Source organism: Ruegeria sp. F12 (assembly GCF_056533885.1).
Window position 1 is genome coordinate 70,503 of sequence record NZ_JBQFOV010000014.1, and the last position, 13,199, is coordinate 83,701.

Annotated in this window: 16 protein-coding genes and 1 pseudogene; 13 read left to right on the plus strand and 4 right to left on the minus strand. The window is 55.8% G+C overall.

The annotated features are described in order from the left end of the window. Positions 1–109 precede the first annotated feature (109 nt). The 3 genes and pseudogenes from ACR0CA_RS17050 to ACR0CA_RS17060 form a co-directional block, all read right to left on the minus strand. Positions 110–250, minus strand: a pseudogene (locus tag ACR0CA_RS17050) (DUF6429 family protein); the annotation flags it as partial. A 155-nt stretch (positions 251–405) separates the two neighbouring features. Continuing rightward, positions 406–681 (minus strand): SH3 domain-containing protein, encoded by a 276-nt coding sequence (locus tag ACR0CA_RS17055; protein WP_480595487.1) that lies wholly within the window; start codon positions 679–681, stop codon positions 406–408. 129 nt (positions 682–810) lie between these two features. Then, positions 811–1,203, minus strand: a complete 393-nt coding sequence (locus ACR0CA_RS17060) for a GFA family protein (protein WP_152460663.1) — start codon at positions 1,201–1,203, stop codon at positions 811–813. Positions 1,204–1,418: 215 nt separating this feature from the next. On the opposite strand from ACR0CA_RS17060, the gene ACR0CA_RS17065 reads away from it, so the two are divergent. The 10 genes from ACR0CA_RS17065 (at position 1,419) to ACR0CA_RS17110 (ending at position 10,725) form a co-directional block, all read left to right on the plus strand. After that, positions 1,419–1,706 carry a WGR domain-containing protein gene (locus ACR0CA_RS17065; RefSeq protein ID WP_237215935.1) on the plus strand — a complete coding sequence of 96 codons (288 nt, stop codon included), beginning with the start codon at positions 1,419–1,421 and terminating at the stop codon, positions 1,704–1,706. Positions 1,707–2,233: 527 nt separating this feature from the next. Beyond that, positions 2,234–2,638: a DUF3768 domain-containing protein gene (locus tag ACR0CA_RS17070; RefSeq protein ID WP_152460664.1), complete on the plus strand. Its 405-nt coding sequence runs from the start codon at positions 2,234–2,236 to the stop codon at positions 2,636–2,638. Positions 2,639–2,856: 218 nt separating this feature from the next. Further along, positions 2,857–4,722 (plus strand): ParB/RepB/Spo0J family partition protein, encoded by a 1,866-nt coding sequence (locus tag ACR0CA_RS17075; RefSeq protein WP_170417794.1) that lies wholly within the window; start codon positions 2,857–2,859, stop codon positions 4,720–4,722. A 115-nt stretch (positions 4,723–4,837) separates the two neighbouring features. After that, a complete protein-coding gene (locus ACR0CA_RS17080) occupies positions 4,838–5,131 on the plus strand; it encodes a type II toxin-antitoxin system RelE/ParE family toxin (protein ID WP_170417791.1) in 294 nt (97 codons plus the stop codon). A 5-nt stretch (positions 5,132–5,136) separates the two neighbouring features. Further along, the gene (locus ACR0CA_RS17085) at positions 5,137–5,427 is read left to right on the plus strand and encodes an addiction module antidote protein (RefSeq protein WP_152460667.1); all 291 of its coding nucleotides are present in this window, start codon (positions 5,137–5,139) and stop codon (positions 5,425–5,427) included. A 22-nt stretch (positions 5,428–5,449) separates the two neighbouring features. Beyond that, on the plus strand, positions 5,450–5,992 hold the full coding sequence (locus ACR0CA_RS17090; RefSeq protein ID WP_170417788.1) for a hypothetical protein: 543 nt from the start codon (positions 5,450–5,452) through the stop codon (positions 5,990–5,992). A 683-nt stretch (positions 5,993–6,675) separates the two neighbouring features. After that, positions 6,676–6,876 (plus strand): hypothetical protein, encoded by a 201-nt coding sequence (locus ACR0CA_RS17095; protein ID WP_170417785.1) that lies wholly within the window; start codon positions 6,676–6,678, stop codon positions 6,874–6,876. A gap of 472 nt (positions 6,877–7,348) precedes the next feature. Further along, positions 7,349–7,768, plus strand: a complete 420-nt coding sequence (locus ACR0CA_RS17100) for a hypothetical protein (protein WP_170417782.1) — start codon at positions 7,349–7,351, stop codon at positions 7,766–7,768. Then, on the plus strand, positions 7,765–9,600 hold the full coding sequence (locus ACR0CA_RS17105) for a relaxase/mobilization nuclease domain-containing protein (protein WP_170417779.1): 1,836 nt from the start codon (positions 7,765–7,767) through the stop codon (positions 9,598–9,600). The genes ACR0CA_RS17100 and ACR0CA_RS17105 overlap by 4 nt, the downstream gene beginning before the upstream one ends. A gap of 21 nt (positions 9,601–9,621) precedes the next feature. Continuing rightward, positions 9,622–10,725 carry a hypothetical protein gene (locus ACR0CA_RS17110; RefSeq protein WP_170775031.1) on the plus strand — a complete coding sequence of 368 codons (1,104 nt, stop codon included), beginning with the start codon at positions 9,622–9,624 and terminating at the stop codon, positions 10,723–10,725. Positions 10,726–10,934: 209 nt separating this feature from the next. On the opposite strand, the gene ACR0CA_RS17115 is transcribed toward ACR0CA_RS17110, so the two are convergent. Continuing rightward, positions 10,935–11,351, minus strand: a complete 417-nt coding sequence (locus tag ACR0CA_RS17115; RefSeq protein WP_170417773.1) for a MerR family transcriptional regulator — start codon at positions 11,349–11,351, stop codon at positions 10,935–10,937. Between the two features lie 74 nt (positions 11,352–11,425). On the opposite strand from ACR0CA_RS17115, the gene ACR0CA_RS17120 reads away from it, so the two are divergent. From ACR0CA_RS17120 to ACR0CA_RS17130, 3 genes are all read left to right on the plus strand, one after another. Further along, the gene (locus ACR0CA_RS17120) at positions 11,426–12,055 is read left to right on the plus strand and encodes a cation efflux transmembrane domain-containing protein (RefSeq protein WP_170417770.1); all 630 of its coding nucleotides are present in this window, start codon (positions 11,426–11,428) and stop codon (positions 12,053–12,055) included. Between the two features lie 74 nt (positions 12,056–12,129). Then, the gene (locus tag ACR0CA_RS17125; RefSeq protein WP_170417767.1) at positions 12,130–12,597 is read left to right on the plus strand and encodes a DUF411 domain-containing protein; all 468 of its coding nucleotides are present in this window, start codon (positions 12,130–12,132) and stop codon (positions 12,595–12,597) included. 245 nt (positions 12,598–12,842) lie between these two features. Beyond that, positions 12,843–13,181 carry a c-type cytochrome gene (locus tag ACR0CA_RS17130; protein ID WP_214646850.1) on the plus strand — a complete coding sequence of 113 codons (339 nt, stop codon included), beginning with the start codon at positions 12,843–12,845 and terminating at the stop codon, positions 13,179–13,181. Positions 13,182–13,199 lie beyond the last annotated feature (18 nt).

Genomic DNA, 13,199 nt, shown 5'->3' on the forward strand with positions numbered 1-13,199 from the left:
CTTCTCCCTGTTTGCCGGACAGGGGCGATTTAGCGCAGATTGCAACCGCCAGCCAGCCCACACGCGTATGCAGACCTGCGTTACATGGAGGGACTTGTCATGGCGAATGCTATGTCTTTGGCTCCCGCCCAAAAAGCTCTGTGAAAAGCTTTTCGGAGCGGCGCAGGCCTTCATCGGTCAGTACCACCGATTTTGCCTTTCCAACCGGGTCCAGGATCAATCCGTTACGGTGCAGGCGATCAAGCGCTCCCCAGTCAAAGCCTTAGGGCCGTCCTGAACCCAGCGAATTCGGGGATGTTGCGAGCCGCTTCGACGACGGGTGTGAGCCCAACTAGTGGATTCGTCAGGGCGTTTCCGCCGGTATTCTATGATTGCTAAAAGATGGTGGTGCTGATCGCTGTCGTATTAGATTTTCCGCAAATATGCCCAAGAGACGTATCCCTTAAGCTTGCGCGCGCGCTCCAAAGAGACGCGGCACCAACGGGTGCCACCGGTCTGCTCACAGCCGTGAACTCGTAGTGCGGTTCCATTTGGAAGACCAACGATCACATTGAACCCTGTTCCAGGCCCACTGCGCATTTTTAGCATGTCACCGTCTTCGACGCCAAAAACCTCATATGTTCCGAGTGACGCGGCCGCCGCCGGTTTAACGTCCATGACGACCCCCAGGAACAAAGCCATTAGGGGTAAAAAGATTGCATTGCGCATCGCGATGTCCTGCTTATTGCCTCAACGACAATCGTAGCAACTCGGGTCACCAAGAGGAACAACTCCAAGACAGAAATGTAGGTGATACCAAAGCTTCAAACGCTACATTTCTTCCAAATGGTGGGGAACCCTGGCCCAGTTGGGGGCATCTTTCACAAAAACCTTGCTCGTTGGCTTGAAGTTGTTTGGCTCATCCAATGTCCCAGCCGCAATGCTCGTCAATCCGAAGGCTGTCACGCCCCACAGGCCTGATCCGCAGGTGCCACAAAAATGCTTGATGACAGGTCGACCTTCCTTTGAGGTCTTCTCAAAGGTCCGTGGTTTGCCTTTCAGCAGCTGCAGGTCTTCCGACTTTATCATGTACCCGGCATAACCGTCCGTTCCGGTCATCGATAGGCAATCACTGCAAAAACACATGAGTTGCATTACTGCGCTGCCAGTGACCTGGTATCGAACCTCACCGCAAAAACATCCGCCTTCCAAGATTTCAGCCACGTTGCCTTCATCCTTCTATTTCGTTTTGCAAGATATGAGAAAACCGTACCTACTCTGGCCAGTGGTCACAACGGTTCCAGCAGCGGAATGTGGAATGGTGCCAATATGAGCTCCTGTACCTGGATGGGTACGAGGCAAGCATCAGACAGATTGAGTTGTCGAATGTTTTCATCACGGTTCTGAATCCTTGCCAATTGACTGTTCCAGCAAAGTCATTGGACAGACGAGCTTTATTGATCGACAATCGCGTCATGGAGCTGACAGACACCACACCTGTGCACCTGATCCATGTGGACCCTGAGATCAACATGGCGCGGTTCTATGGCATCGAGTTGCAGCCGACGTTGTTTGGGGAGGTTTCAGTGCTTCGTACCTGGGGGCGTATTGGCACGAACGGGCAAGCCATGATGGTGACGTATGATGACGAAGCCCTGGCTAGTGAAGCGCTCCACAATCTCGAAAAGCAAAAGCTCCGTCGAGGGTATGTTCCGGTCGGTGAGTGACTTCGGGCTGCAGTCTGTTTCTGTGGCAAATCCCGAGCCTTTCGGCTCGTGAGCAGGCTCTAGGTTTCAGCCGACGTATCGGCTTCCACCCAGAACACCCCAGAATGATCTCCCTGTCCCAGTAGCCCCTGACCCGTCTCTTGCGAGCCGGGGCAGGGGCTTTGGGTCATGGTCGGTCCATGCCGTGGTGATCTGCCCATTCGGGTGACGGTCCCTTTTGCGCTCACGCAGGATCAGAGATCCTTTGTCCTTTCCTTGTGGGTCAGGCGGGATTTGGACAAGCCAAACGCTACCTTCCGTAAGGGGGAAGGCGCGGCCTCCCCCCTCGGACAAGACAAATAGACAATACCGTGTCCTCGCGCGCCTGCGCTGCGGGCCGCACCACTCTTGTCGATTGGTCCTGTCTCGCCCCTCTCCGCGTTCGCCACGGGGCAGGTTTTAGAGACGACGCCCTTTCAGGGCTCGGCTCAAAACCAGCACCAAAGGGGATCAACCCCAGAGGTCGCACCACAAAAGGAGAGACGGTTTTGGACATTGAAAAGACAAAAGACATCGACACTGACACCAGCCTGCAGGCGGCAGAGATTGCGACCCAGAATGACCTATTTCGGAAAGCGCTGATCGATCCGACTGCGGCAATCGAGATGCATTCTAAGGGAATTCAGGGTCAGGTATTTGTCACGCCCGGCGTGTCAGGTGAAGGGATGGAGTTCCAGACTGCAGCTTTGGCAGCGGTGGCGTCGGATGACCAGTTTGACGAGGGCAATGACCCCTATGGCGATCACACCTTTGGGGCGGTGACAGTCCGTGACCAGAAGCTGTTCTGGAAGATCGATCTTTACGACACGGACTACACGTATGGGTCCGACCGGCCGTTTGACACGTCAGTGACGCGCCGCGTTCTGACCATCATGTGCCCCAGCGAATACTGATCTCAATCCCAAACCGGAAAGGAGGTGAACACCATGAGCAATGAAATCTTGCAGCAACGTATCGCAGAAGCGTGGGCGCTAATCAGGAAGGGCGACAATTTCCACATCGCGCGCCGCTTCCTGATCCAACACGCAGCCATCTAAACGGCTCCGCTCTACCCCGGAAGGGGTAGGGCACCCTTAACACGATCTCAAACACTCAAACAAGGATTTGCCCCATGAGCAAAGTCGAAACATTCACCGCACCGGAAACCATCGAAACCGTATCCCTGTCCGATCTCTACCTGTCTGACATCAACCCACGACAGGAGGTTGGTGAGGAAGGTATTGCACTTCTGGCCGACAGTTTGGTTATGTGTGGCTTGATCCAGAACCTCAGCGGGTTGCGCGATACCGATGGCAAAGTCGCAATCGTTGCCGGTGGTCGCCGCCTACGGGCTCTGAACATCGCCGTGACTGAGCGCGCTGATCTGGCACAGGTTCCCGTTAAGGTCACGGACAATCCCTTCGTGGCTGAGCAATGGGCCAATGCGGAGAACACCGCCCGTGAAGAACTGGACCCTGTGGACGAGGTCCGTGCTTATGGCAAAATGGCCGAGAAATCTCTGTCTATTGCCAAGATCAGCAATGCGTTTGGCGTGACCGAATCCCATGTGCGCCGCCGCCTCGCGCTTGCCAGTCTGCCCGCCGCCGTTCTGGATGCGCTCAAAGCCGGTGAGATCAGCATGGGGCTGGCCAAGGCCATGACCGTCAGCACCGAAGAAGAGAAAATTCTGGAGGTTCTGGAACGGGCCAAAGAATGTCGGTGGTTCAGTGAGCATGATGTCAAACAGGCACTGACGTCGGAGGCTGTTAGCAGCACTAGCCGCAAGGCCGTATTTGTCGGGCAGAAGGCTTATGTTGAGGCGGGCGGCACCGTCACCGCTGATCTGTTTGCCGATGAAACCCTATTCAATGAAGGCGCGTTACTGGATCGTCTGTTTGCCGAGAAACTGGCGGTAGAAGCGGAAAAACTGCGCGACGCGGAAGGCTGGGACTGGGTGGACACCCATGAGGAAAGCTACATTCCCTATGGGTTCTCGGGTACGAAAGACATGCACCGTTTGGACATGGTGAGCCGGGACTTCACCGAAGGACAGGCCGAACGGTATGACGAACTTGCCGAACTCTATGAGGGTGAGGCTCTGGACGCGGATGGTGAAAAGGAGCTGGCCGCGCTTGAGGACTATACGGCGCCGTTCTATTCTGACGCGCAGCGCAAGCTGTCCGGCGTGTTTGTCTATGTCACCAACAATGGCGAGATCAAAACATCCCCGGCCTATGTCGCGGCGGAACATGTTCAGGCTGCCATTGAGGCTGGTGTTCTGGCCCCGGTCAAAGAACCGGAGATCAAGGAAGAACCAAAACCAGTTTATTCGCAGAAGTTCATCGACGACATGGTGGCGATCCGGCTGGCAGCGGTTCAAACGGCCCTGCTGGACAAGCCTGATTATGTGTTGAGCCTGTTTGCTTTCTTTGCCACCCCGGCCTCCGGTCTGAGCAGCAATCTGTTTGGGTTTGGCTATGGTGGTGCCGAGCGGAACACACCCGAGATCGATGACCAGTTCATCCTCGACCCGCGTCTTGGCGGAGAACGGGATGAAGCGGCACAGGCAGCCTATGACCAGTTCCACGAGATTGCCGCACAAGGCAGCGTGGAAGCGTTCAAAGCGTTTCGCGATCTGGGCAAGAAGACCCGCAATGGTGAGATCACGGGTTTTCTGGCCCGGCGGTTTCTGACCCAACGCCCGGAGTTCATGGCGGAGATCGAGGCTGAGATCGAGGCTGACATGCGCGCGATCTGGACCCCTTCGGCTGAAAACTGCTTCAAGCGTCTGAAAGGCTGGCAGCTGGATGATCTCTACAAAGACCTGCTGGACCTGCACATCGACGCCGACATGTTCAAAGCCTTCGCGAAATCCAAAAAGGGTGCCAAGAACGAGGCGCTGCACAAGCTCTTCAATGATCCAGAGCATCAAAAGGCACTGGGCGTGACCGAGGCACAGAAAGCCCGGATCGATGCATGGGTGCCGGATTGCTTCTGAAACTGGCAGGGCAGGGCGCAACGCGCCCTGCTTCTCAGCAATGATTTTTGATTTTAGTTCAATGGTATAGGTTGTTTTGACTTGAAAGGTTGTAGCCTGTAGGCTACATATAGGTATGATAGAAATTCGTAAGACGGACCTGTTCGACAAGTGGCTCAAGGGCCTGAAGGACCAAAGGGCGAGAGCCAGGATCTTGGTTCGCATCACGCGGTTGAGCCTGGGCAATCCCGGTGATGTGAAACCGGTTGGTGAAGGTGTGAGTGAACTGCGTATCTCCGAAGGGAAGGGGTATCGCGTTTACTATGTGTCGCGCGGTGACGTTTTGATCGTTTTGCTGTGCGGGGGAGACAAGTCATCCCAGCAAGCCGACATCAAAACCGCCAAGGCGATGGCAAGAGAGTTGGAGTGAAAAACATGGGTGTCAAAACAACGAAGTTTGAAGCGGCTGACTATCTGGACAGCCCGGAAGCCATTCAAGCCTATCTTGAAGCGGCTTTTGAAACCAGCGACACGGCGCTGATCGCGTCGGCACTTGGCGATGTTGCCAAGGCCAAAGGTATGTCGAGTGTGGCCGACAAATCTGGTCTGTCTCGGGAAAGCCTCTACCGCGCACTTAGCGAAAATGGCAATCCCGAGTTTGGCACGGTGCTGAAAGTGCTGAGCGCTGTGGGTGTGACGCTCACCCCGAAAATGCACGTGAATTAACCCACTTTAAAGGCTATCCACCATGTCCACCGATGCAGCTCCGTCTACGGTTGAAAAAGCCGCCCGCCGCGTCTGGAAATCCGCGCAGATGTTCGTCGGGTTTCATACAGACCAGAAGGGCAAGCCGCGCACACAGCCGAAGCTCTGGCCGCCAAAAAACGGGAGCGCGTCGATCCATGGTGATCCCAGCGCGCAGGAGGCCATCGTGGTCGTCAAAGCCGCTGATCCGGACGAGGTACAGGACGTGCAGATCAAGCTGCACCCAAACCGCATTGTTGTGCGCCGCGATGCAGATGCCTGGTGGCAGGGTGTCGCTGTAGATGAGCATACCGTGACGGTCCGAATGGCCGACAACACGATCATCGAAATCCGCCATGACGGATCGGTGAAGCGGCGCTCGGCAGAGGACGAAACCCATGTTGAAGCAGATGGCAGCATCTTCAAGTTCACGGAATTTGCCGAGGCGCATATGACGGGTGACGGGGTGGAAATGACCCGCCGCACAGAGGATCGCATTGCCACGATCACAGCTGACGGTGTTGTCGATCGCGCGCGCAAGCGTTAGCCTGTAAAGAATACCTCCAGATTTTCCTTTGGTTAAACTCGTGGCCCGCTTCGGTGGGCCTTTTTCTTGGCGTACTCATCACTGTATCTGCCCGTGCGCCGGTCTCGCCCCGCGACAGCGCTTGAGAGAGTTCTTGCGGATTACCGGGGCGTCCTACCGAACCCGCCAATCCAAATTGAGTCCGGCTGTTTACCTGATCCGCACAAGCACGGACCAGGGCCGGACCGTCCGGTCTTTGGCCTCCGCCAGTTGGATAGGGCGGTTTGCACCGTCCGTCATTCTTCATCCTTTGCGACGACGGTCATACCGACCCAGAAGGGCAACCCCCAACTTAGAACTGAGCGCCGCGCCTGTGTCGGATCGAGGTGATGTTGCCGCCATCAAAGACATCGTTTTGTTCAGATGTTCCGCGCGCAGCGATCCCAGAAAGCCTTGCCTTTCACCAGGTCTGACAGTTTCAAGTACGTTGCCGGAGAAGATCCTCGGCTGCGGTGTTTCTGAAGGGATGAACATAAGCGGGCAGTCGGGGAAGACGCGCGGCGCCCGGGCCGGGCGCCGCGCTTCAACAAGGAATGTCCCCTGCGCCTGCGGCGCATTCCGCGCGGATCAAATTCCCTGCTGACATCCCCTTGATGCCCGCTTTTCCCTTGTTCATCGAAACACGCCATAGCGAGGATCAAACAATGGCAACTCAAACTCTGAAACTGAGCGTCAAGACCGGTGAAAAAGAAGGCAAGACATTCTGGGATCGATGCGGGGTGCTCTTCGTCAATACCGATGAGACCGGCACCATCACCTCGATCCAGGTCAAGCACAGCATGTTCCCTGGCGTTGAGATGGTGGCCTTCCCGAAGCGCACCGATGACGATCCCGTCACCGAATGACGGGAGGGCAGGGCGGCGCAAGCCGCCCTTTCTTCTGCTCCGGCCGCAGGCCGGACCACATATGCGCCACAGGTGGCGCGCGGTCCTAAGACCGGGCAGGGGTGCCGACCTGCCCCAATGCGGCAGCAGACAACCCTGCCACACCCGCCGCGAAAGCGGCGGGACATTGAGCGCGCTGAGGCGCGCGGAAAATGCCATACTGACCTTGAACGTGCCGGTATGTGACGGGCGCTGTTCGGGCAGCTCCCGCTTTGCGTGATTGCCCTGCGCCGGTCCACCGGCACCCACGCCTGCTGGCTGGAAAAGGGGCAGGACCCTTTTCCCGGCGTGGAGATTGCCTCCAAGAGCAAAACTGTTCCGGGGGCAATTTGAGAAAATACGGATTTCTAAAATCACCCCCGGTTTCCTCTTGGAGAGTATGACAGGATAAGGTAGTTGTGTTACAAGTCATAAAAACAACCAGAGGTATACATTGAGCAAGCCCGGCGACACCACTGTCTTTTCCGTTCGATTGCCGTCAGATGCGTTGGTGCGTTTGGAGGAGGCCGTGCAGTCGCTTGGGGCCAAGAGCCGCAACCAGATCATCCAACGACTGATCTATCGTCTGATCGGGTATCTCGATCCTGACCCGGCCGTTGTCGATCTCTGGCAGACGCACTTGCGGCAGGTTCAGGGTGGATACACCAACCTCAATCAGCTCGCAAAATCGGCCAAACGCGGTTCGGTGATCTGGACCGATGACGACCGGCGCGATGTCGAAAACCTCCATCGTGCGATCATCCAGCACCGGCAAGACCTGAAGGCGCTGATCACCGCGGCCCGCCGAAACCGAGAGCCAGACTCCGCCATTCGCCGAATCTTGCGCGACGATGAGAGGACATCTGAAGCATGAACGTCGCGGCTCACAATTTGACGGCAGGGGACTTTCTGGAGCTAGCCTTCCGGGAAGCGCAGAAGGGTATCGATCGGTCCAAGCAGATCAGCCAGCAGCTGCAAACCGCCAAGCGCATGAAGTTCATGATCTCGCGGGCCTCATCCATCAAGGCGCGGCTTGGTGCTGTGGTTGGAAAGCCCGAGGCGGTTGTGAAACACGTCCGCAAAGGTGGGGTGAAAAAAGCGCATGAGCTGCGCCGCCAGATCAATTACCTGACCGTCAGGGCAGAGGGCGTGTTGGACATCCGCGACAATGGTGTGACCCCGCTCGATGCCGATCAGGTGAGTGATCTGATCGAGACCTGGGCCGAGGATTTCAACGGGAAAACCAACTATGGTTATACCCGTCACATGATCGTTTCTTTTCCCGAAGGCACCTATCCGGATGCCGCGCATGAGGCCGGTTTGGACTTCGCGGATCGCCTGTTTGGGAGCGGTGATTTTGGCGATACCTGGGACTATCTGACCGTGTTCCACAACGACACTGACAACCCCCATGTCCACATCGTTGTGAATAACCGAGGCGTGGAACATGGGCAGTGGTTGGCTATGGGTATGAGCAGCGACATGAACATCGACGTTCAGCGCTCTATCCAGGTTGAGGTTGCCGAAGGATACGGAATTGAGCTGACCGCAACGACCCGCCTTGAGCGCGGTTTGCGGCAGGAAGTTGAGACCGACACGTGGAAGGTTCAGGCCGGACTGTCTGTTGTTGAAAGCACTCCGGAGGTTGAAGTTACGGCCCGCGACATGGCCGGTGATGTGATGACACTCTCCATCGCAAGAATGTCGGATCTGTTTGATGAGCGCGCCAACGCTGTCAAAGACCGGATCGAAGAGTTTGCCATCCAACTCGTTGAAAGTGAGGAACCTATGGTATCGAGAATGGAACATCTGCTGGATCAAGCCCATCATTTTGATGATTACGGCGAGCCAGGAGACCCGTCTTATGTGTCGCCCGAAGTCATGAGCAACTTGCGGCGACACATCGAATTAGGCGGTTCTGAGGAAACAATCGCACCCGAGCTGAAGGCTCAGGTTGTTGCCCATATCAGCGACGTTCGGGACAACGAACAGAGCCATCCGTATCTGTCTGCCCTTGCTGATATTGTCGATGACAAGGCGTTCCAGTCGTCCGCTGATTATGCCCCGGCAGCACGCCGGTACGAGGTCTATATACAGGACACCTTGGGCAAGGGGGCCTATGAGGACTTCCAGACTCAGACCAAAGAATTGCTGCAATCCATCGACAAGATGGAAGGGCTGGCCCGTGAGGTTGACGACCCTCATCTGCGTGTCGCTATGGATATTCAAATTGGCGAGTTGAAGGGCGACGTTGCGGACCTGCGCACCAACGATCCGGACCTTCAAGCCTTCATCATCGAGGACCGCCGCTATTCAACGATGATGGGAATGGGCACTGCCGAAATGGATGTCTTGGATTATTCAGAGGCCGGCAAGTGGGCAGCGATCCGCAAAGAAGTCACCGACACGGCCAGCAGCTACGGCCTCGATGGCGAGGCGTTCGTTGCCCGCTTTGGCGATCATCAGAACGTCACCCTGGGTACAACAATGGGATGGCGCAGCGACGACATTTCGACCGCCGCGGCCCACTTCCAGGCGCAAGGATTACCCGACAGCCACGACCGCGCTGAGGCCGTTGTTGACGAGCTGCACCAGCTTGCGTCTTCCAGGATCATCGCAATCTCAGAAGAACTTTCAGACGTTCACGCCCACGCAACGCACCCGCTCTTGCAGGGGCGCGGTGACGATGACGGGCACAGCTTGTAAGGACTTTAACCGGTCTGCCTGATGCGCGCGCCAACGCCCCAGGCAGACCCATCACAGAGTTTTCCATCAACTCGCAAAGGAAAAACTATGGTTTCGCGTACAGACTATCTTTTGAACGAAGTCGAACACTTCGCACCCTATTCCAGATTTGATCAATCCGCCCCGCGTGAAGATCGCGTTTCAGAGCAGATCGACATCATCAGGAAAGAACAGCAGGCGATGGGCTTTGATCGTGCAGCCATCGCCTCAAACAGCTTCGACATCGAGGACCAGGCCAACCGCCGTGTTGACGAACATACTGCGCAACAAGATCTGGTCGAAGAATTCAAAATCGAATTTGAAGCTGCGGAGCGGTCAGGGGAGCCGGTTGATCTGAACGATATGCAGGCTTTGGTTTCTCAGCACATGAGTGATGCTCAGGAATACGATCTGTATCACCCTTACTATTCGTCCCTTGCGGATCTGAGTGGTGACAAGGATTTTCAGGAGTCCGACGACTACCAGTCGCCCGGTGATCGCTATGTTCAGTATATGCAATCCGCTTTGGGGGAGGCCATCTTTGAGAACTACGAGCAGCAGACCAAGGACATCGTGAACTCCATCGAGAACATGGAGGCTCTTGCACGAGAGGTCGAAGATCCACACTTGCGTGCCGCAATGGACGTTCAGATCGGGGAGTTGAAAGGCGATGTTGCCGAACTGCGCCCATATGACACCGACCTGCAGGCATACACTTTGGCTGATGACAGCTACACCACATCCATGAATGCGGCCGAGTTGGACAACCTGGACCCCACGGAAGCCGAAAAATGGCTGGCTGTGCGTGATGACATTGTGGCGACCGCGCACAGCTTCGGTCTCGACGGAAGCAAGTTCCTGGCCCGCTACAACGATCATGACAGCGTTTCAATCGGCACAACGGCGACTTGGAAAGACGCGGACATTTCCACCGCTGCCGCCCATTTCAACAGCCAAGGCGTTCCGGACAGCTACGAGCGCGCGGAGGCCGTTGTTGGTGAGCTGCACCAAGTTTCATCCAGCAAGATTGCCGCCGTGGTGCAAGAGATTGCCCATACCCGCGAACAGGCTACCCACGTCCATGAGTATGATGGACACAGTCTTTAACCACGGAGGACATGATAGATGATTGTTCGCGCCGGTGAATGTGTTGCCGGGAACAGCGAGACCACCGGGTTGGAGTAATGTGGGGTCTGTTCCGATTGGGACGGACTCTTGTCCTTGGACATTCCGGGCATTCGCTGCACCACGTTTGAATAGGCAAGAAGCGGACAAAACAGTCTTTCGCTGGGACTAAAGCAATGTCCGCTCATAGTTTAGTGATCGTGGTGACAGAGTTTATGATCGGCAAGAGACGCGAGCACATAGCAGTTCTCTGACACTCCTTCGTCATCACAGCCCTTCGAAATCCGAACCAGCTCTTTTTCAAGAGCCCGTAGTCGTTTGATCTTTGCTCTTACTTCGGAAAGTTGTGAGACGGCGATGTCCGTTGCGGCTTGGCATGAACGATCCGGGTGGCCTTGAAGCACAATCAATTCGGAGATCGCTTCAATTGAGAAACCAAGATCGCGTGCATGCTTGATGAAACTGAGACGCTCTAGCCCTGCCACATCGTAGCGCCGTTGGTTGCCTTCGGTGCGTTCTGGTGCGGCAAGCAGGCCCATTTCCTCATAGTAGCGGATAGTCGGAACTTTGACCTTCGTGCGCTTGGAAAGCTCCCCGATAGAAAACATGAAAATACCTCTTGAACCTCTAGTAACTAGAGACACTACACTATGGTCACGACAGATACAAAAAGGGCTTCCCAATGTCAGCATGTTGCGGACACAACGCCAAATTCGACGGCGTATCAGACGACTACAAAAGGAGGCTGTGGATTGTCATTGCTCTGAACGCGGTGATGTTCGTCGTCGAGATGACTGCCGGTCACTATGCAAAGTCTCAGGCACTTCAGGCCGACGCTCTAGACTTCCTTGGGGATGCTTTGACCTACGGTATCTCGCTGGCAGTGATCGGGGCTTCAATCCGTGCACGCACCAATGCCGCTCTGGCGAAAGGGGTGAGCTTGCTGCTGATGGGTCTTTGGGTGTTTGGATCGACCGTGTACCGGGTGTTCTATGTCGGAGTGCCGGAGGCCGAGATCATGGGCATCGTTGGCTTTTTCGCTCTTATGACCAATCTCGCAAGTGTTCTCTTGCTCGTCCGTTACAAGGACGGCGATGCAAATGTGCGCTCTGTCTGGCTATGTTCGCGTAATGACGCCATTGGCAATGTGGCCGTTATGTTTGCAGCTTTAGGCGTCTGGGGCACAGCTAGCGGTTGGCCTGACCTGATTGTTGCGGCGGTCATGGCAACGTTGTTTCTTTCCTCTGCTTTCCAGATCGTGCGCCAAGCGCTCGCCGAGCGTCGGGAAGTTGGCGAACATGAGCATGTTTGACGTGGATTATGACCTTTGATCTCGAATGATACGAAATCGGCTCAATTTAGTTGGAAATACCAAGGACTCTCGCCATGAACCTGAAACGCCGCCAAGTACTGACTTACGCCGCTGGCTTTGCCAGCACAGTACCATTTGCCGCGTTTGCGCAAGACACGCCTTCCGTCCGTGTTCTCAAGGATCCGAACTGCGGCTGTTGCCAGGTTTGGATCGACATCCTGCGGCAGGAAGGCTTTCGCATTACCGAGGAGCGCAGCTTTGGAACACAGCTTGTCCGCCACAAATTGGACAACGGCATTCCCGAAGAAATGATGTCCTGCCACACAGGCGAGATCGATGGCTATATGATCGAGGGGCATGTGCCGGTTGCAGACATTCGTCGTCTGCTGGAGGAGCAACCCAGTGCTGTTGGACTTGCTGTTCCTGGCATGCCCTACGGTTCCCCTGGGATGGGGCCGGAAGATCGTCGTGAGGCCTACGACGTGTTTTTGATCCTCAAGGACGGTAGCACCGAGGTGTTCAAGAGTTACGAAGCGGCCTGAGGCGACGTTCATCGAGCGGAAACAGTAAGGAGGAGAAGATGACGAAGCTTGGATTACGCACTCTTACCTTAAGCGTTCTGTCTATCACCATTGCTACAGTGGGTTGCGCACAACAACAACGAGGAGATTGGTGGGGTCACGGGCCAATGGGATCTAACCACATGAGGTCTGAGCACATGCGTGGTTGGGGGCACGGCAATATGGGGCCTGGCCAGCAGCAGCGCATGCAACGACATTGGACGTATATGAACGAGGACGTGCCCGCAGCCTACCGCGGGGCTCGGAGCACCATTCGTGCAACGCCCGAGAATGTTTCGGAGGGCAAGACGCTATATACGGAAAACTGCGCAAGCTGTCATGGAGCTGAGGGTTTGGGCGATGGTGAAGCCGGACGTTCGCTCGCGCCCTCTCCCGCTCTCCTACGATGGTTCGTTCAGATGCCGATGTCGGGGGACGAGTACCTTCTTTGGGCAATTTCCGAGGGCGGCGAACGCTTCGGAACAGACATGCCAGCCTTCAAGGAAGCGCTGAGCGAAGAAGACCTTTGGAAGATCATCGTTTATATGCGTGCGGGGTTCCCTTGATCTGTCGTCAATCTGTTG

What these genes read in the sequence shown, in the direction of transcription:
- ACR0CA_RS17055 (WP_480595487.1), bottom strand. Translation starts at nt 681, where the DNA reads ATGGCTTTGTTCCTGGGGGTCGTCATGGACGTTAAACCGGCGGCGGCC.
- ACR0CA_RS17075 (WP_170417794.1), top strand. Translation starts at nt 2,857, where the DNA reads ATGAGCAAAGTCGAAACATTCACCGCACCGGAAACCATCGAAACCGTA.
- ACR0CA_RS17080 (WP_170417791.1), top strand. Translation starts at nt 4,838, where the DNA reads ATGATAGAAATTCGTAAGACGGACCTGTTCGACAAGTGGCTCAAGGGC.
- ACR0CA_RS17085 (WP_152460667.1), top strand. Translation starts at nt 5,137, where the DNA reads ATGGGTGTCAAAACAACGAAGTTTGAAGCGGCTGACTATCTGGACAGC.
- ACR0CA_RS17090 (WP_170417788.1), top strand. Translation starts at nt 5,450, where the DNA reads ATGTCCACCGATGCAGCTCCGTCTACGGTTGAAAAAGCCGCCCGCCGC.
- ACR0CA_RS17095 (WP_170417785.1), top strand. Translation starts at nt 6,676, where the DNA reads ATGGCAACTCAAACTCTGAAACTGAGCGTCAAGACCGGTGAAAAAGAA.
- ACR0CA_RS17105 (WP_170417779.1), top strand. Translation starts at nt 7,765, where the DNA reads ATGAACGTCGCGGCTCACAATTTGACGGCAGGGGACTTTCTGGAGCTA.
- ACR0CA_RS17110 (WP_170775031.1), top strand. Translation starts at nt 9,622, where the DNA reads ATGCGCGCGCCAACGCCCCAGGCAGACCCATCACAGAGTTTTCCATCA.
- ACR0CA_RS17115 (WP_170417773.1), bottom strand. Translation starts at nt 11,351, where the DNA reads ATGTTTTCTATCGGGGAGCTTTCCAAGCGCACGAAGGTCAAAGTTCCG.
- ACR0CA_RS17120 (WP_170417770.1), top strand. Translation starts at nt 11,426, where the DNA reads ATGTCAGCATGTTGCGGACACAACGCCAAATTCGACGGCGTATCAGAC.
- ACR0CA_RS17125 (WP_170417767.1), top strand. Translation starts at nt 12,130, where the DNA reads ATGAACCTGAAACGCCGCCAAGTACTGACTTACGCCGCTGGCTTTGCC.
- ACR0CA_RS17130 (WP_214646850.1), top strand. Translation starts at nt 12,843, where the DNA reads ATGAACGAGGACGTGCCCGCAGCCTACCGCGGGGCTCGGAGCACCATT.